This is a genomic window from Pseudomonas sp. MNR3A (assembly GCF_009650575.1).
GTDB lineage: Bacteria > Pseudomonadota > Gammaproteobacteria > Pseudomonadales > Pseudomonadaceae > Aquipseudomonas > Aquipseudomonas machongensis.
This window is the reverse complement of the sequence record NZ_VZZS01000032.1, coordinates 23,267-39,754: the sequence shown is the minus strand read 5'-3', so window position 1 is coordinate 39,754 and position 16,488 is coordinate 23,267. Positions and strand designations below refer to the sequence as shown.

The window sequence follows — 16,488 nt, the reverse complement described above, 5'->3', positions numbered from 1 at the left end:
CGCGGGCGTTTGGCCAGCGACATGAGACCTCTTTTCAGACAGGGCACATCGTACCCAGCAAGCGAATTTGCGCTGAACGCCCTTAAAGCTCGACAATGGCCCATTTTGCAAAGCTGGCCAGGTAGTTGTCAGTTTTATTCACGTTTGTGCAAGAGGTCCTCAGAATGGCTCAATACGTCTACACCATGCATCGGCTGAGCAAGGTCGTGCCGCCGAAGCGGGAAATTCTCAAGAACATCTCCCTGTCGTTCTTCCCCGGCGCCAAGATCGGCGTACTGGGCCTGAACGGCGCCGGTAAGTCCACGCTGCTGCGGATCATGGCGGGTGTCGACAAGGAATTCGATGGCGAAGCCCGTCCGATGCCCGACATCAATGTTGGCTACCTGCCGCAGGAGCCCCAGCTGGACGCGAGCAAGACCGTGCGCGAAGTGGTCGAGGAAGCGGTCAGCGTGATCAAGGATGCCCAGGCGCGCCTGGACGAGGTCTACGCGGCCTACGCCGACCCGGATGCCGACTTCGACAAGCTGGCCGCCGAGCAGGCCAAGCTCGAAGCCATCCTGCAGGCCGCCGACGGCCACAACCTGGAGCGTCAGCTGGACGTCGCCGCCGATGCCCTGCGCCTGCCGGCCTGGGATGCGAAGATCGAGCACCTGTCCGGTGGCGAGAAGCGCCGTGTGGCGCTGTGCCGCCTGCTGCTGTCGGCCCCCGACATGCTGCTGCTGGACGAACCGACCAACCACCTGGACGCCGACTCGGTAGCCTGGCTGGAGCGCTTCCTGCACGACTTCCCCGGCACCGTGGTGGCCATTACCCACGACCGCTACTTCCTCGACAACGTCGCCGGCTGGATCCTGGAACTGGACCGCGGCGCGGGCATCCCGTACGAAGGCAACTACTCGGGTTGGCTGGAAGCCAAGTCGGAGCGTCTGGCGCAGGAATCCAAGCAGCAAAGCGCCCACGAGAAAGCCATGAAAGAGGAACTGGAGTGGGTGCGCAAAGGCGCCAAGGCTCGCCAGTCCAAGTCCAAGGCCCGTCTGCAGCGTTTCGAAGAGATGCAATCGCAGGAATTCCAGAAGCGCAGCGAGACCAACGAGATCTACATCCCGGCAGGTCCGCGCCTGGGCGACAAGGTCATCGAGTTCAAGAATGTCTCCAAGGGCTATGGCGATCGCGTGCTGATCGACAACCTGTCGTTCTCCATGCCAAAAGGCGCCATCGTCGGCGTTATCGGTGGTAACGGTGCCGGTAAGTCGACCCTGTTCCGCATGCTGATGGGCAAGGAGCAGCCGGACTCGGGCAGCATCGAGATCGGTGAAACCGTGCAACTGGCCTGCGTCGACCAGAGCCGCGAGGACCTGGACGGCAGCAAGACCGTGTTCCAGCAGATCTCCGACGGTTCCGACCAGATCCGCATCGGCAACTACGAGATCCCGTCGCGTACCTACGTGGGCCGCTTCAACTTCAAGGGCGGCGACCAGCAGAAGTTCGTCAAGGACCTCTCCGGTGGTGAGCGTGGCCGTCTGCACCTGGCGCTGACCTTGAAAGAGGGCGGCAACGTCCTGCTGCTCGACGAACCGTCCAACGACCTCGACGTCGAGACCCTGCGTTCGCTGGAGGAAGCCCTGCTGGACTTCCCGGGCGCCGCCATCGTGATTTCCCACGACCGTTGGTTCCTGGACCGTGTGGCGACCCACATCCTGGCCTACGAAGATGATTCGAACGTGGTGTTCTTCGAGGGCAACTACACCGAGTACGAAGCCGATCGCAAGAAGCGCCTGGGCGATGCTGCTGCCCAGCCGCATCGGGTACGGCACAAGAAGCTGGCGCAGTAAGCCGGTTTCAGTTGCACAAGGATGGGGCCCTCAGGGGCCCCATTTTTGTGCCTGGCTGGGAGCGGTGGTGGCTTCATTCGCGGGCAAGCCCGCTCCTGCAAGGGCTTGGAACTGCAAGCTTCCCTGTGGGAGCGGGCTTGCCCGCGACTGCCACACCGCGGTGACAATTTGTATACATTTATATAAAACGCACCAAAAAAATTCAGAAAAACGACATTTTGCCCTGTTCCAGTGCGATTGCTTCTTGATAGAGTCCGGAAAAAATCAATAAGTCCAATCCTCTTGGTGAGATGTCTACCATGATCGAATCCGTCGACCATTTCCTTGCACGCCTGAAGCAGCGTGACCCTGCCCAACCCGAATTCCACCAGGCCGTCGAAGAGGTGCTGCGCAGTCTCTGGCCATTCCTCGAAGCCAATCCCCACTACCTGCAGGCCGGCATTCTCGAACGCATGGTCGAGCCGGAGCGTGCGGTACTGTTCCGTGTGTCGTGGGTCGATGACCAGGGTAAGGTCCAGGTCAACCGCGGCTATCGCATCCAGATGAGCAGCGCCATCGGCCCGTACAAGGGCGGCCTGCGTTTCCATCCGTCGGTGAACCTGGGTGTGCTCAAGTTCCTGGCCTTCGAGCAGGTGTTCAAGAACTCGCTGACCTCGCTGCCCATGGGGGGCGGCAAGGGCGGCTCGGACTTCGACCCCAAGGGCAAGAGCGACGCCGAAGTCATGCGCTTCTGTCAGGCGTTCATGAGCGAGCTGTACCGCCACATCGGTGCTGACCTCGACGTGCCGGCCGGCGATATCGGTGTGGGCGCCCGTGAGATCGGCTTCATGTTCGGCCAGTACAAGCGCCTGGCCAACCAGTTCACCTCGGTGCTGACCGGCAAGGGTATGACCTACGGCGGCAGCCTTATCCGTCCTGAGGCCACCGGCTACGGCTGCGTGTATTTCGCCGAAGAGATGCTCAAGCGCAAGGGCCTGCGCATCGACGGGCGTCGCGTGGCCATCTCCGGTTCTGGCAACGTCGCCCAGTATGCGGCGCGCAAGGTCATGGACCTGGGCGGCAAGGTGATCTCGCTGTCCGACTCCGAGGGCACGCTGTTCTGCGAGGCCGGGCTGAACGACGAGCAGTGGGATGCGCTGTTGCAGCTCAAGAACGTCAAGCGCGGCCGCATCAGCGAGCTGGCCGAGCGTTTTGGCCTGGAGTTCCGCAAGGGCCAGACCCCGTGGAGCCTGCCGTGCGACATCGCCCTGCCGTGCGCCACGCAGAACGAACTGGACCTCGAGGATGCCCGCACACTGCTGAGCAACGGCTGCATCTGCGTGGCCGAAGGCGCCAACATGCCGACCACGCTCGAGGCGGTGGACCTGTTCATCGAGGCGGGTACCCTGTTTGCACCGGGCAAGGCGTCCAACGCCGGTGGCGTCGCGGTGTCGGGCCTTGAGATGTCGCAGAACGCCATGCGCCTGCTGTGGACGGCGGGTGAGGTGGACAGCAAGCTGCATGCGATCATGCAGTCGATCCACCATGCGTGCGTGCACTATGGCGAGGAGGCCGATGGGTCGGTCAACTACGTCAAGGGCGCGAACATCGCCGGCTTCGTGAAAGTGGCGGATGCCATGCTGGCGCAGGGCGTGGTCTGATTCGAGATCGTCGGGGCCGCTTTGCGGCCCAATCGCGGGACAAGCCCGCTCCCACAGGGATTGGGCTGGTCTTTAGATTTTGAGCAAGACAGTTGCTCGTACAGGAATCGCGATTGGGCTGCGCAGCAGCCCCTAACCCTCTCCCAGGATCTCGACCACCTCGATGGACAGATCCCCTGCAGGCCGCCGCCATACCACTTCATCCCCAGGCCCCGCGCCAAGCAGCGCCCGCCCCAGCGGTGAGCCCCAGTTGATCAGCCCCCGCGCTGCATCGGCCTGATCTTCCCCGACCAGCTGCACCCTGTGCTCCTCATCCTGCTCATCGACGAACCTCACCCGGCTACCGATCTGCACCTTGTCCTGCGAGGTTGCAGGTGGCACCACCTGGGCGCTCTGTACGCGTGCCCGGAAATAGCGCAGGTCGCGCTCGGTATCGGCCAGGCGCTGTTTGTCGGCATGCTCACCCTGGGCTTGCAGATCGCTGTGCAGGGCAATGAGCGCCGCCACGCGTTGCTGCAACTGTGCAAGCCCGCTGGCGGTGACGTAGTTGGGCTGGTCGCTGACCCGTCGCTCCACCGGCTGGCTGGCCTGGGCGGCGGCCTGGTCTTCGTTGACGAATGCTCGGCTCATGAACGGCCTCCTTGTTTCTGGAGACCATGGTGAGGGCTGTCGGGTTTCCCTGAATGTCTGGCTGCGACCTAATTGTGGCGATAGGCGCGCGCGGCACCGCGGTTTTTTTCCTGTTGCCAGTCGCGGTCACGCTCGTCCCAGTAGCGCTCTCGGTACTGGCGCGTGTCTTCGCTGTTCTGCATGGCATGGCACTGGCGAAAGCCGTCGTCCCAACCGCTTTCGTAGCGGCGGTCGTGGAGGTAGCGCGGCACGTCCTTGCGAAAATCACCGACCATCAGCCCGGCTGCCTGGCGGCCGCTGCTGCAGCCGTCCTGGAATCCATCGGCGTAGGCCGGTGGATAGCCCTGGTCGAGCATCTGCTCGTGGGTGGACTGGCAGCCGACCAGCAGCAGGGTTATCCACAGGGCGAACGCGTACCGCAACATAGACTCTGGACCTCCGGGTGATAGGGGAAGTCTAGGTCGCGAATTGTCGTGGCGATGTCAAAACGCCGTCGAAGGATTGCGCGTCATGATGCGAATCCCTGTGAGTGGTATCAGTACTGATACCACTTCAATTCGAGCATCACCTCGTTCTGCGCGGTGGCCAGGTGGCTGAACTCGCGCTTGGCGCTCAACCGCAGGCCCAGGTTCTGCGAAATCTCCCACTGCTGGTTCAGGCTCAGGCTGCGCCGCACTTCGCCATTGGTGAAGTAATCGCCTTTCGCCTCCAGGGTCATGTTGCCCAGCCCGTTGCGCCACAGCAGGCCGCCATTAAAACCGGCTGCCGGCGAGATGAACTCGGCGAAGTCGTTGTGGTGTTCGACCCGCACCGTACCGAGAGCGAAGCCCAGCAGGCCGTCGGCGAGCTGCCAGGTGCCACCGCCGCCACCGTTGACGTGGCTGACCAACACTTCGTCGTCATGCTTGCCCGGCACCCGCTCGAGGCCGCCGGCCACCTGCCACGACCAGGGTTTGAGCAGCTCGTTGCGCGGGGTCAGTGAGCGGATGGTGGCCAGGTCGAGGCGTTGCACCTGCCAGTCGTTGCCCTCGTACTGGCGCAGCTTGAGCTGGAGAATCTCGATCTGTGCGCCGAGCGGGAAGCCGTAGGCGTTGTCGTTGAGGTCGTGGTAGGCCATGCGCAAGCCATACTCGGCGAAGGCGCGGTCTTCGCGGGTGCCGACACCCAACTGCCAGGTCCGCGACTGGTGACCGTCTTCAGGCAGGCCGGGGCGTTCGATCTGCAGCGGTGGCGGCGGGTTGCGGTTGATTGCCCGCAGCAGCTCGAAGCTGCGCCTGGCCTGTTCGGGGTCACGCTCCTGGCCGGTGGCGCGGTAGCGTTCCAGGCGATAGGCGGCATCTTGTACCAGGGCCTGGCGTTCGCGGGGCAGGGCGGTGAACGCGGGGCTCTGCAATTGCGCGGTGTCGGCGCTGACGGCCAATACCTGCTGTTTTTCGTGATGGTCCAGTGGCTCGGCGCGGGCCAGCAGCTCGCGTTCGCGCGATGGCCGGTAGCGCACATCGGACACCAGCCCCGACTGCTTGACGGCCTTGACCGTGTCGGTGGGGATGGCGGTGAGCGGGAACTGCGAGGTCAGGTCCAGCCCGGGGCGGGCGACCTGCAGCAGCTCCAGCAGGCGGTAGGAGCAGTTCTCGTCGAAGAAGAAGTAGTCGAACTGCACCTGCTTGAGTTCCCAGACGTGCTCGACCATGCGCCCGGTCTCTTCAGGCGTCAGGTCCAGCTGGTACTCCCACAGGTCGCGGTTCTCCAGGCTGCGGTATTCGGAGAGTTTCTCCTGGTACGGCATCATCGCGAACAGCCCGGGGTAGCCGCCCATCAGGCCTTTCCAGGCGTAGAGGATGCTGTTGTCGCTGCCTTCGATATAGGCGCCGAAGTTGATCGCGTAGCTGAGCAGCGTGGTGTCGTTGCTGCGGGTGTCGGCCTTGTCGATGCGCAGCAGGGTATGGCCGAACATCGAGGACGGGCTGTTGAGGTAGGCCGCCGGGAAGATCAGCACTGCGCTGTGCGGTGCGACGTCGGCGTACCAGCGGCTGTATTCCTGGCAGTCCGGGGTCGGCAGGTCGCTGAGCTGCAGTTGCTCGCGCAGCCAGCGGGTGCGCGCCGGAAAGACGCATTGGGCGTGTTTGTCGCCCAGGCTGGCCGGGGCATACAGCGCATCGACCGTGGCCCGCAGTTCGCGATCCGGATGATGGGCGCCGTCCTCTGCGAGAAAGAATTTGTCGTCGTCCACATAACTGCGCCAACCGCCCAGCTTGGCGGTTTCGTAGTGACCCAGTGCGATCCAGTAGCGGTCGGCGGCCAACTGCTGCACGCGCGCCTCATCCAATGAAGGTGTCGCGTAGGCAGGGGCGCAGGCGCATAACGTCAGGTAGGCGAAGCGTTTGAGCATATCGGGCAACTACTTCTGAATGATGCCGAAGGGAGGCGGGCGAAACCCGCCCCGCAAGCGGGGCGGGCAGGGTCGAACTTACGCTTCGGTAGCGTATTTCGCCAGTTGCGGATCTTTTTTCAGGACCGCGATGGTGTTGTTGTGGACATCTTCGGCAGTGACGTTGGCGCTGCTGAAGATCTGCTGGAAGTGGTCGTGGGTGACCGAGGCGAAGTGCGCGCGGTCTTCGGGTTTGACGCCCAGTACCACGGCGTAGGTGGTCAGGGCTTCGCCCTGGCCCTGGGCCATGTCTTCGGACAGTTCGTTCATGGTGCCATTCATGGCCAGCCACGATTTACCGCCGTAGGTGAGCGCGGCCTTGGTGGAGCAGCCGTTGGTGCCGGAGGTCATGCCGAAGGTGGCGTTACCGGAGGTGCCGTTGGTGGTGGAGGCCAGGAAGTGCGCCGGAGTGCCGCGCTGGCCTTCGAACAGCAGGTTGCCCCAACCGCAGTTCGGGCCGCCTGGCGCTTCGGCCATGGCATTGATCGAAACCGCGGCGAACAAGGTACCCAGAAGAATCCGTTTCATAGCGTTATTCTCTTTTTCGATACGTATCAATGATCAGGGTTGTCTGGCAGTTCACTGCCAGGACGGGGAAGCGTTTTACCCACCCGCGCAGTTTGGAGTTTAGGCACGATCCAATAGTTGCGTAGTTGATTGCGAAAAAATCTTGGACAAACCTTTTTAACGCCTGCGACATAAAGTCCCGCGGAGCCTTGCAAGGCGCGCGCCCCCGGCGCCAGAATGCTGCGTATCCGCCCCGCCGAAGTAAGGAAACCCAATGCCCGATCCTGTTGCTGCGCGCCTGCGTCTCGCGCCCGAAGCCCTGACCCGGCGTTTTTCCCCCGAGCAGTTTGCCTTCACCAACACCGATGATCTGGAGCCGTTTCGCGGAGTACTGGGCCAGGAGCGTGCCGTCGAGGCCCTGCAGTTCGGCGTGGCCATGCCACGCCCTGGCTACAACGTCTATGTGATGGGCGAGCCGGGCACCGGCCGCTTCTCCTTCGTCAAGCGCTACCTCAAGGCCGAGGGCAAGCGCCAGCAGACCCCGGCCGACCGGGTCTACGTCAACAATTTCGAAGACACCCGCGAGCCGCGTGCGCTGGAGTTGCCGGCAGGCACTGCTGGCGAGTTCATCGCCGACATGAACGGTTTGATCGGCAACCTGCTGGCGACCTTCCCGGCGGTGTTCGAGCACCCGTCCTACCAGCAGAAGAAGGGCGCCATCGATCGCGCCTTCAACCAGCGTTACGACCGTGCCCTGGATGTGATCGAGCGCGCGTCGCTGGAAAAGGACGTGGCGCTGTACCGCGACGCCAGCAATGTCGCCTTCACCCCCATGGCCGACGGCAAGGCGCTGGATGAGGCCGAGTTCGCCCAGTTGCCTGAAGAGGTCCGCGAGCAGTTCCACGAAGACATCGCCGAGCTGGAGGAGCGTCTCAACGAGGAGCTGTCCAGCCTGCCGCAGTGGAAGCGCGAGTCGAACAATCAGCTGCGCGAACTGAACGAAGAAACCATCACCCTGGCCCTGCAACCGCTACTGGCCCCTCTGTCGGAGAAGTACGCCGAGAACGCTGCGGTGTGCGCCTACCTGCAGTCGGTGCAGTTGAACCTGCTGCGCACCGTGGTCGAGCAACTGGTCGACGATGCCAAGACCGACGCGGTGGCGCGCAAGATGCTCGAGGAGCAGTACGCGCCAAGCCTGGTGGTGGGGCATCCGGTCAATGGCGGCGCGCCGGTGGTGTTCGAGCCGCACCCGACCTACGACAACCTGTTCGGTCGTATCGAGTACAGCACTGACCAGGGCGCGCTTTCCACTTCCTACCGCCAGCTGCGTCCCGGTGCATTGCACCGCGCCAACGGCGGCTTCCTGATCCTGGAAGCGGAAAAAATGCTGGGCGAGCCCTTCGTCTGGGATGCACTCAAGCGCGCGCTGCAGTCGCGCAAGCTGAAAATGGAGTCGCCGCTGGGCGAGCTGGGTCGCATCGCCACCGTCACCCTGACGCCGCAGATGATCCCGCTCAACGTCAAGCTGGTGATCATCGGCTCGCGTCAGCTCTACTACGCGCTGCAGGACCACGATTCGGACTTCCAGGAGATGTTCCGCGTCCTGGTCGACTTCGACGAAGACATGCCGATGGTCGACGAGAACCTCGAGCAGTTCGCCCAGCTGCTGCGTACGCGTACCAATGAAGAGGGCATGGCGCCGCTGACTAGCGATGCCGTGGCGCGCCTAGCGACCTTCAGCGCGCGCCTGGCAGAGAACCAGTCGCGGCTCTCGGCGCGTATCGGCGACCTGTTCCAGCTGGTCAGCGAGGCTGACTTCATCCGCCAGTTGGCCAACGACGAGATGACCGACGCAGGCCACATCGAGCGTGCGCTCAAGGCCAAGGCGACCCGCACCGGGCGGGTGTCGCAGCGGGTGCTCGATGACATGCTCGCCGGCATCATCCTGATCGACAGCGAAGGCGCTGCCATCGGCAAGTGCAACGGCCTGACGGTACTGGAGGTCGGCGATTCGGCATTCGGCATGCCTGCGCGGATCTCCGCCACGGTCTACCCGGGTGGCAGCGGCATCGTCGACATCGAGCGTGAGGTCAACCTCGGCCAGCCGATCCACTCCAAAGGCGTGATGATCCTCACTGGGTACCTGGGCAGCCGCTACGCCCAGGAATTCCCCCTGGCGATCTCGGCGAGCATTGCCCTGGAACAGTCCTATGGCTATGTGGATGGCGACAGTGCCTCGCTTGGCGAGGCCTGTACGTTGATCTCGGCGTTGTCGCGCACGCCGCTCAAGCAGTGCTTCGCCATCACCGGTTCGATCAACCAGTTCGGCGAAGTGCAAGCGGTGGGCGGGGTCAACGAGAAGATCGAAGGCTTCTTCCGCCTGTGCGAAGCGCGTGGCCTGACTGGCGAGCAGGGGGTGATCATCCCGCGCGCCAACGTTGCCACGCTGATGCTCGACGAGCGCGTGCTGCAGGCGGTTGATGCCGGGCGATTCCATGTCTATGCGGTGAGCCAGGCCGATGAAGCGCTGAGCCTGCTGGTGGGCGAGGATGCCGGGACGCCGGACGAGAAGGGCGAATTCCCTGAAGGCAGCGTCAACGCGCGGGTGGTCGAGCGTCTGCGGGTCATCGCCGAGATGATCAGCGAGGAAGAGATCAAGGAGGCCGAGAAGGAACGGCTGGAGGAGATGGTGGCCCAGGCCAAGCCGGCCTGAGTCAATAAACCGGCGCTGGCGGCCAAGTGCTACCGTTCAGCGCCGGTTTTCCAGCAATGCCCACCTGTCATCTATGCTGGAACTTAAGGAGTTTTCAGGGTTCAGGATGGAAACAGCCTGTCTTGCAGGTTGAACAGGGCTTCTCAGAGGGGACGCCGCCATGCGCAACCTCAGCCTCACCCGCCAGTGCCTTGGCCTGGTGACCCGCATCGAGTGCAGCATCCGTCCGCTGGCCGGCGACAACGGCATGTGGACCTTGCTGTTTGCCGCCGGCATGTCCGGTGAACAGCCTTCGGCGATCAAGGCACAAGGGCCGTTTCATGGGCCGATGGTGGCCGAATCGGTGATGAACGCCGTTGTCGACAGCTTGACCCTGCACGGCTACCAGGTGGCTGAAGACCCGCAGATTTGGTGCCTGCACCTGCAGGCGCAATTGCGGCGGATCAACGGAGAACGTTGCCGCAATATCGGGGACTACCAGTTCCGTCCGGATAATTGAAGAGGACTCTGCGGCAACCCGCCGCAGACTTTTGCTGTCATTGATGGCTGGCTATACTCGCGCACGCTTTTCCAGTCATCTCATGAGTCCCTATCCTCCATGGAACGTATTCTCGAAAACGCGATGTATGCCTCTCGCTGGCTGCTCGCACCCATCTATTTCGGCCTGTCGCTGGGCTTGCTGGCGCTGGCGCTGAAGTTCTTCCAGGAAGTGGTCCACGTCCTGCCCAACGTCTTCGCGCTGAGCGAAGCGGACCTGATCCTGGTGATCCTGTCGCTGATCGACATGTCGCTGGTCGGCGGCCTGTTGGTGATGGTGATGATCTCCGGCTACGAGAACTTCGTCTCGCAACTGGACATCGACGAGAGCAAGGAGAAGCTCAACTGGCTGGGCAAGATGGACTCTTCTTCGCTGAAGATGAAGGTTGCGGCGTCGATCGTGGCTATTTCCTCGATCCACCTGCTGCGCGTGTTCATGGATGCGCAGAACATCTCCACCGACTACCTGATGTGGTACGTGATCATCCACATGACCTTCGTGGTCTCGGCCTTCTGCATGGGCTATCTGGACAAGCTGACCAAGCATTGAGTCGGTGTCGCCCTTCTCGCGAGTTCGCACGCGAGAAGGGCGACGTGCTTCCGACCGACGAGTGGCCCCTTGTCTAATCCCGGCTTCTGTACAAAAAATGAGCAATTATGTGGGCTTCCCACAGCGAGGTGCATCCATGAACCTGCATCAGCTCAATACCGAGGCCAGGGCCGGCCACGTCGATGAACTCAACCTGATCGCCATCGAAGGCGGCGATTACTTGCTCGAGGCCCGGATCAAGGGCCGTGCCCATCCGTTGAACGATCCCCGTGGCGAGCGCCTGCGGGTGCACTCGGTCGAAGATGCTCGCTTGCTCCTGCAAGCCCTGCCCATGCTATCGATGAACCTGGTGCACTGGTCGGTGCAGGATGAGATGTGCGGGATGGGCAGCCACCCGGAGGAAGACCTCAAGGTCCCGATATCCCAGCGTTCGGCCTGGTAGCTGCTTAGCGCGGCCCCAGTGTGCTAGGCTGCTTGCCCTTTTGACCAAGGGCGCGGATGCAGTGCGCCCTTAAGCGGAGCAAGCCAATGTCCGAACTCAACCTGTCCACCGACGAATCCCGCGTCAGCTACGGCATCGGCCGTCAGCTGGGCGGCCAGCTGCGCGACAACCCACCACCAGGCGTGAACCTGGAAGCGATTCTCGCTGGCCTGACCGACGCCTTCAACGGTGCCGACAGCCGTGTCAGCGAAGCCGACCTGTCTGCCAGCTTCAAGGTTATCCGCGAAGTGATGCAGGCCGAAGCTGCCGCCAAAGCCGAAGCTGCTGCCGCCGAGGGCAAGGCCTTCCTGGTCGAGAATGCCAAGCGTGACGGCATCACCACCCTGGCTTCGGGCCTGCAGTTCGAAGTGCTGACCGCTGGTAGCGGCGCCAAGCCGAGCCGCGAAGACAACGTGCGTACCCACTACCACGGCACCCTGATCGACGGCACCGTGTTCGACAGCTCCTACGAGCGTGGCCAGCCTGCCGAATTCCCGGTAGGTGGCGTGATCGCTGGCTGGACCGAAGCGCTGCAACTGATGAACGCTGGCAGCAAATGGCGCCTGTACGTGCCGAGCGAGCTGGCCTATGGCGCGCAAGGCGTTGGTAGCATCCCGCCGCACAGCGTGCTGGTGTTCGACGTCGAGCTGCTCGACGTTCTGTAAGACTGCGTTGTCTTCATCGCGGGACCAGCCCGCTCCCACATGTGCCCTGCAGGCTCTAATGCGCAGGTTTACTGGTGGGAGCAACTGTCTTGTTCAAAATCTAAAGACCAGCCCAATCCCTGTGGGAGCGGGCTTGTCCCGCGAAGAGGCCGGTAATGCCGGCCTCAATTCCAATCCGTTCCCCCTGGGCGCAACGCCCGCGCATAGCAGAACAGAAACAGATTCCTCACCAGCTCCTTCAGTACTCCAGGCTCACTCGAGTTCAGGCCGTTGAGGTCCAGGTCGCCCTGGTCACGCAGTTCGTCGAGCGCTTCTTCCTCGAGTACGGCACAGACTTCGCCGGTCTCGCGATGGAGGATGCGCAGGTAGGGATGGGGGCGGTCGAGCCAGGCGTCGATCAGGTAGGTCATGGCTATTCTCCTTGGAAAGCGTTCCAATGAGAATAATTCTTATTATCAAAATAGCAAGTGACTATTGGATTAATTCTGCCGAAGGGTGCAGATGATCCCGTTGCAGGATCTGTCAGGGCCACCCGAGGGCAGCCCTGCAAATAGCCTCAGACCTTGCGCACGAACTCGGACTTGAGTTTCATCGCGCCGATGCCGTCGATCTTGCAGTCGATATCGTGGTCGCCGTCGCACAGGCGGATGTTCTTGACCTTGGTGCCGACCTTGACCACCAGCGACGAGCCCTTGACCTTGAGGTCCTTGATCACGGTGACGGTGTCGCCATCCTGCAGGACGTTGCCGACCGAATCTTTTTTCACCACGTCATCGCTGGCCGTCTCGGCGTCGCCGCTGGCCGACCACTCGTGGGCGCATTCGGGGCAGATCAGTTGGGTGCCATCCTCGTAGGTGTATTCGGAGTTGCAGGCGGGGCAGGGCGGCAGAGTGCTCACTTCGTTTCCTTGGTGTACAGAGGTTTAAAGGCGCACATTGTATAAGGTTTTGCCACGAAAATGTTTTTTGTCCGCACAAAAGCATTCGCGGGCAAGCTCGCTCCCACAAAAGGCCTGATGTACTCGGGCCTTGTGGGAGCGGGCTTGCCCGCGAATGAAGACGACTCGATCTATCAGTGCGTACGCGCGACCGCAAACTCGCTCAGCTCGACCAGTGCATCACGGTATTCGCTTGCTGGCAGCACTTCCAGGCAGGCGATGGCGCGGGCGACGTAGTCGCGGGCCATCCGTGCGGTGTAGTCGAGTGCGCCGGAGGCTTCGACGGCAATGCGGATCTGCTCGAGGTCTTCCAGGCCGCCCTTCTGGATGGCCTGGCGCACCAGCGCCGCCTGCTCTGGTGTGCCTTCGCGCATGGTGTAGATCAGTGGCAGGGTGGGCTTGCCTTCGGCCAGGTCGTCGCCGACGTTCTTGCCCAGGGTTTCGGAGTCGCCCTTGTAGTCGAGCAGGTCGTCGACCAGCTGGAAGGCCACGCCCAGGTGGTCGCCGAAGGTGCGCAGGGCCTCGCGCTGTTCGTCGCTGGCGCCGGCCAGCGCTGCGGCGCTGTGGGTCGAGGCTTCGAAGAGCATGGCGGTCTTGCCGCGGATGACGTCCATGTACACCTCTTCGGTGGTGCTGGCATCACGCACGCGCGACAGCTGCAGCACTTCACCCTCGGCGATCACCCGGGTGGCCTTGGACAGGATCTGCATGACCGGCATCGAGCCCAGTTCGACCATCATTTCGAACGAGCGCGAATAGAGGAAGTCGCCGACCAGCACGCTGGGGGCGTTACCCCACAGGGCATTGGCAGTGGAGCGGCCGCGGCGCATGCCGGACATGTCGACCACATCGTCGTGCAGCAGGGTGGCGGTGTGCAGGAATTCGATGGTCGCGGCCAGCAGGCGCAGGTCGTCGCCTTCACGGCCCAGGGCCTTGCCGCACAGCAGCACCAGCAATGGGCGCAGGCGCTTGCCACCCGCGGATGTGATATAGTCGCCGATCTTCGATACCAGCGGCACGCGCGAGGTCAGCTGCTTCTTGATGATCTCGTCGACGGCGCTGAAATCGTCAGCTACCGCGCGGTAGAAGGATTGGGGTTGCATCGGCTGCTCCATTGAGGTTGCGCGGCATGCTAGGTCGCGGGTCCCGGTGTGTCAAGGCGCGCTGCCTGCACCCTCGGGGCGGCACTTGCAAGGCTTTACCGGGTTGCGTACAATCGCGCACCCTAACTTCCTGGGCAGCACCTGCCTTACGCAATTGCACCGGGCCGTTCCAGCCTTGTGCAGCCATGCCAGCCAATACTCATCATATAAAGCGCTGGGTGAGCAGGATTATCGGAGATTCAAAATGTCCTACGCAGTAATCGTTACCGGCGGCAAGCAGTACAAAGTCGCTGAAGGTGAATTCCTCAAGATCGAAAAACTGGAAGTCGCCACTGGCGAATCCGTGACTTTCGATCGCGTTCTGCTGGTCGCCAACGGTGAAGAAGTCACCATCGGTGCTCCAGTCGTTGCTGGCGCCAAAGTAGTGGCCGAAGTTGTTTCGCAAGGCCGCCACGACAAGGTTCGTATCATCAAGTTCCGTCGTCGTAAGCACCACATGAAGCGCATGGGCCACCGCCAGTGGTTCACCGAGATCAAAATCACCGGTATCCAGGCTTAATCCCCTAGGTCCCCTGAATTTATTTGGAGAATTGAACCATGGCTCACAAGAAGGCTGGTGGTAGTACTCGTAACGGTCGCGACTCAGAATCGAAACGCCTTGGCGTGAAGATGTATGGCGGCCAGGTTATCAAGCCGGGCAACATCATCGTCCGTCAGCGCGGCACCGAATTCCACGCTGGCTACGGCGTTGGCATGGGCAAGGATCACACCTTGTTCGCCAAGATCGACGGCGTGATCAAGTTCGAGAAGAAAGGCGAGTTCAACCGCCGTTACGTGAGCATCGTCGCCGCTTAATCGCGACGTCGCTCCAGAAGCCCCGTCATGCGACGGGGCTTTTTCGTTTGTGGTGAGCCTCTTGCAAAGCTGTTTGTCTGGGCTGCCGGCGTTGGTTTCTGATGATACGGGGCCGCCGCGCTCATTTTTGCAAGAGCCTCAGGGTTTTCTGGTTTTCAGCTCGTCGTCCGACGAGAGGCGGTTTTGAATGAAGTTTGTTGACGAAGTATCGATCCGGGTAAAAGCCGGTGACGGCGGTAACGGTTGCATGAGCTTCCGCCGCGAAAAATTCATCGAGAACGGTGGTCCCAACGGCGGTGACGGTGGCGACGGCGGCTCGGTGTACATGGTGGCCGACGAGAACCTCAACACCCTGGTCGACTACCGCTACACCCGCCACCACGAGGCCCAGCGCGGCCAGAATGGCGGCAGCACCGATTGCACCGGCAAGAAGGGCGAGGACCTGTTCCTGCGCGTGCCGGTCGGCACCACGGTGATCGATGCCTCCACCCAGGAAGTCATCGGCGACCTGATCACCCCGGGTCAGAAGCTGATGGTCGCCCAGGGCGGCTGGCACGGCCTGGGCAACACCCGTTTCAAGTCGAGTACCAACCGTGCGCCGCGTCAGACCACTCCTGGCAAACCAGGCGACCAGCGCGACCTGAAGATGGAATTGAAAGTGCTGGCCGACGTCGGCCTGCTGGGCTTGCCGAACGCTGGCAAGAGCACCTTCATTCGCGCCGTCTCTGCCGCCAAGCCGAAGGTGGCCGACTATCCGTTCACCACCCTGGTGCCGAACCTGGGCGTGGTCAGCGTCGACCGCTGGAAGAGCTTCGTCATCGCCGACATTCCCGGCTTGATCGAGGGCGCCTCCGAAGGTGCCGGTCTGGGTATCCGCTTCCTCAAGCACCTAGCCCGTACCCGTGTGCTGCTGCACCTGGTCGACCTCGCGCCGCTGGACGAGAGCAGCCCGGCCGATGCCGCCGAAGTGATCATCAACGAGCTGGCGCAGTTCAGCCCGGCGCTGGTCGATCGCGAGCGCTGGCTGGTGCTGAACAAGGCCGACATGCTGATGGAAGACGAGCGTGACGAGCGTGTGAAGGAAGTCGTTGATCGCCTGAACTGGGATGGCCCGGTCTACGTGATCTCGGCCATCTCCAAGCAGGGCACCGAGAAGCTCAGCCACGACCTGATGCGCTTCCTCGAAGACCGCGCCGACCGCCTGGCCAACGACCCGGCCTACGCCGCCGAGCTCAACGAACTCGACCAGCGCATCGAAGACGAGGCCCGTGCCCAGCTGCAGGCCCTGGACGACGCTCGTACCCTGCGTCGTACCGGCGTCAAGAGCGTCCACGACATCGGCGACGATGACGACTGGGATGACTTCGAGGACGACGAGGACGGCCCGGAAATCATTTACGTGCGCGACTGACCGGTTGCAGTACACTGGACGCCGCTCTTCGAGCAGTGTGCCGTGATCAGGCTTGGGCGTTGAGCCCATCGCGGGACGAGCCCGCTCCCACAGGTCCGCTGCGATCCTTGTGGGAGCGGGCTTGTCCCACGATGGCCTCAACACCCTCTCACGGTACGCCGCTCAAATGAGCGGCGTTTTGGTATCTACAGATTCGACA

17 protein-coding genes are annotated in these 16,488 nt (G+C 62.4%); 10 read left to right on the top strand and 7 right to left on the bottom strand.

The window, feature by feature from the left end; all coding sequences use genetic code 11:
- The first annotated feature begins 164 nt into the window (after nt 1–164).
- Both ettA and gdhA read left to right on the top strand, forming a co-directional pair.
- Nucleotides 165–1,832: an energy-dependent translational throttle protein EttA gene (ettA, locus tag F6X62_RS22275; RefSeq protein WP_054894058.1), complete on the top strand. Its 1,668-nt coding sequence runs from the start codon at nt 165–167 to the stop codon at nt 1,830–1,832.
- A 299-nt stretch (nt 1,833–2,131) separates the two neighbouring features.
- On the top strand, nt 2,132–3,472 hold the full coding sequence (gene gdhA / locus F6X62_RS22270) for an NADP-specific glutamate dehydrogenase (protein WP_153774728.1): 1,341 nt from the start codon (nt 2,132–2,134) through the stop codon (nt 3,470–3,472).
- 132 nt (nt 3,473–3,604) lie between these two features.
- Here the strand turns inward: gdhA and F6X62_RS22265 are convergent, their stop codons facing one another.
- The 4 genes from F6X62_RS22265 to F6X62_RS22250 form a co-directional block, all read right to left on the bottom strand.
- Entirely contained in the window at nt 3,605–4,102 is a 498-nt protein-coding gene (locus F6X62_RS22265) for a GreA/GreB family elongation factor (RefSeq protein ID WP_063546126.1), read from the bottom strand.
- Between the two features lie 68 nt (nt 4,103–4,170).
- Nucleotides 4,171–4,527: a hypothetical protein gene (locus tag F6X62_RS22260; protein ID WP_153774727.1), complete on the bottom strand. Its 357-nt coding sequence runs from the start codon at nt 4,525–4,527 to the stop codon at nt 4,171–4,173.
- 110 nt (nt 4,528–4,637) lie between these two features.
- Entirely contained in the window at nt 4,638–6,491 is a 1,854-nt protein-coding gene (locus F6X62_RS22255; RefSeq protein ID WP_153774726.1) for a DUF4105 domain-containing protein, read from the bottom strand.
- A 78-nt stretch (nt 6,492–6,569) separates the two neighbouring features.
- On the bottom strand, nt 6,570–7,058 hold the full coding sequence (locus F6X62_RS22250) for a DUF3015 domain-containing protein (RefSeq protein ID WP_065864072.1): 489 nt from the start codon (nt 7,056–7,058) through the stop codon (nt 6,570–6,572).
- Between the two features lie 253 nt (nt 7,059–7,311).
- On the opposite strand from F6X62_RS22250, the gene F6X62_RS22245 reads away from it, so the two are divergent.
- From F6X62_RS22245 to F6X62_RS22225, 5 genes are all read left to right on the top strand, one after another.
- A complete protein-coding gene (locus F6X62_RS22245; protein WP_153774725.1) occupies nt 7,312–9,750 on the top strand; it encodes a Lon protease family protein in 2,439 nt (812 codons plus the stop codon).
- Between the two features lie 160 nt (nt 9,751–9,910).
- A complete protein-coding gene (locus F6X62_RS22240; RefSeq protein ID WP_054894064.1) occupies nt 9,911–10,249 on the top strand; it encodes a hypothetical protein in 339 nt (112 codons plus the stop codon).
- Nucleotides 10,250–10,348: 99 nt separating this feature from the next.
- Complete coding sequence (locus tag F6X62_RS22235) at nt 10,349–10,837, top strand: TIGR00645 family protein (protein WP_003247486.1); 489 nt, start codon at nt 10,349–10,351, stop codon at nt 10,835–10,837.
- A 136-nt stretch (nt 10,838–10,973) separates the two neighbouring features.
- Nucleotides 10,974–11,279, top strand: coding sequence for a DUF6482 family protein (locus F6X62_RS22230; protein WP_125931425.1), 306 nt, complete (start codon nt 10,974–10,976; stop codon nt 11,277–11,279).
- Between the two features lie 86 nt (nt 11,280–11,365).
- The gene (locus F6X62_RS22225) at nt 11,366–11,983 is read left to right on the top strand and encodes an FKBP-type peptidyl-prolyl cis-trans isomerase (protein WP_054894067.1); all 618 of its coding nucleotides are present in this window, start codon (nt 11,366–11,368) and stop codon (nt 11,981–11,983) included.
- Between the two features lie 164 nt (nt 11,984–12,147).
- Here the strand turns inward: F6X62_RS22225 and F6X62_RS22220 are convergent, their stop codons facing one another.
- From F6X62_RS22220 to F6X62_RS22210, 3 genes are all read right to left on the bottom strand, one after another.
- A complete protein-coding gene (locus F6X62_RS22220; protein WP_054894068.1) occupies nt 12,148–12,393 on the bottom strand; it encodes a hypothetical protein in 246 nt (81 codons plus the stop codon).
- Between the two features lie 146 nt (nt 12,394–12,539).
- The gene (locus tag F6X62_RS22215; RefSeq protein WP_054894069.1) at nt 12,540–12,881 is read right to left on the bottom strand and encodes a zinc ribbon domain-containing protein YjdM; all 342 of its coding nucleotides are present in this window, start codon (nt 12,879–12,881) and stop codon (nt 12,540–12,542) included.
- A 173-nt stretch (nt 12,882–13,054) separates the two neighbouring features.
- On the bottom strand, nt 13,055–14,023 hold the full coding sequence (locus F6X62_RS22210) for a polyprenyl synthetase family protein (protein ID WP_063546121.1): 969 nt from the start codon (nt 14,021–14,023) through the stop codon (nt 13,055–13,057).
- Between the two features lie 244 nt (nt 14,024–14,267).
- Here F6X62_RS22210 and rplU point away from each other — a divergent pair, with 244 nt between their 5' ends.
- The 3 genes from rplU (at nt 14,268) to cgtA (ending at nt 16,289) form a co-directional block, all read left to right on the top strand.
- On the top strand, nt 14,268–14,582 hold the full coding sequence (gene rplU / locus F6X62_RS22205; RefSeq protein ID WP_003247466.1) for a 50S ribosomal protein L21: 315 nt from the start codon (nt 14,268–14,270) through the stop codon (nt 14,580–14,582).
- A 38-nt stretch (nt 14,583–14,620) separates the two neighbouring features.
- Nucleotides 14,621–14,878, top strand: coding sequence for a 50S ribosomal protein L27 (gene rpmA / locus F6X62_RS22200; RefSeq protein ID WP_029614211.1), 258 nt, complete (start codon nt 14,621–14,623; stop codon nt 14,876–14,878).
- A 187-nt stretch (nt 14,879–15,065) separates the two neighbouring features.
- A complete protein-coding gene (cgtA, locus tag F6X62_RS22195) occupies nt 15,066–16,289 on the top strand; it encodes an Obg family GTPase CgtA (protein ID WP_054894071.1) in 1,224 nt (407 codons plus the stop codon).
- Nucleotides 16,290–16,488 lie beyond the last annotated feature (199 nt).

What these genes read in the sequence shown, in the direction of transcription:
- ettA (WP_054894058.1), top strand. Translation starts at nt 165, where the DNA reads ATGGCTCAATACGTCTACACCATGCATCGGCTGAGCAAGGTCGTGCCG.
- gdhA (WP_153774728.1), top strand. Translation starts at nt 2,132, where the DNA reads ATGATCGAATCCGTCGACCATTTCCTTGCACGCCTGAAGCAGCGTGAC.
- F6X62_RS22265 (WP_063546126.1), bottom strand. Translation starts at nt 4,102, where the DNA reads ATGAGCCGAGCATTCGTCAACGAAGACCAGGCCGCCGCCCAGGCCAGC.
- F6X62_RS22260 (WP_153774727.1), bottom strand. Translation starts at nt 4,527, where the DNA reads ATGTTGCGGTACGCGTTCGCCCTGTGGATAACCCTGCTGCTGGTCGGC.
- F6X62_RS22255 (WP_153774726.1), bottom strand. Translation starts at nt 6,491, where the DNA reads ATGCTCAAACGCTTCGCCTACCTGACGTTATGCGCCTGCGCCCCTGCC.
- F6X62_RS22250 (WP_065864072.1), bottom strand. Translation starts at nt 7,058, where the DNA reads ATGAAACGGATTCTTCTGGGTACCTTGTTCGCCGCGGTTTCGATCAAT.
- F6X62_RS22245 (WP_153774725.1), top strand. Translation starts at nt 7,312, where the DNA reads ATGCCCGATCCTGTTGCTGCGCGCCTGCGTCTCGCGCCCGAAGCCCTG.
- F6X62_RS22240 (WP_054894064.1), top strand. Translation starts at nt 9,911, where the DNA reads ATGCGCAACCTCAGCCTCACCCGCCAGTGCCTTGGCCTGGTGACCCGC.
- F6X62_RS22235 (WP_003247486.1), top strand. Translation starts at nt 10,349, where the DNA reads ATGGAACGTATTCTCGAAAACGCGATGTATGCCTCTCGCTGGCTGCTC.
- F6X62_RS22230 (WP_125931425.1), top strand. Translation starts at nt 10,974, where the DNA reads ATGAACCTGCATCAGCTCAATACCGAGGCCAGGGCCGGCCACGTCGAT.
- F6X62_RS22225 (WP_054894067.1), top strand. Translation starts at nt 11,366, where the DNA reads ATGTCCGAACTCAACCTGTCCACCGACGAATCCCGCGTCAGCTACGGC.
- F6X62_RS22220 (WP_054894068.1), bottom strand. Translation starts at nt 12,393, where the DNA reads ATGACCTACCTGATCGACGCCTGGCTCGACCGCCCCCATCCCTACCTG.
- F6X62_RS22210 (WP_063546121.1), bottom strand. Translation starts at nt 14,023, where the DNA reads ATGCAACCCCAATCCTTCTACCGCGCGGTAGCTGACGATTTCAGCGCC.
- rplU (WP_003247466.1), top strand. Translation starts at nt 14,268, where the DNA reads ATGTCCTACGCAGTAATCGTTACCGGCGGCAAGCAGTACAAAGTCGCT.
- rpmA (WP_029614211.1), top strand. Translation starts at nt 14,621, where the DNA reads ATGGCTCACAAGAAGGCTGGTGGTAGTACTCGTAACGGTCGCGACTCA.
- cgtA (WP_054894071.1), top strand. Translation starts at nt 15,066, where the DNA reads ATGAAGTTTGTTGACGAAGTATCGATCCGGGTAAAAGCCGGTGACGGC.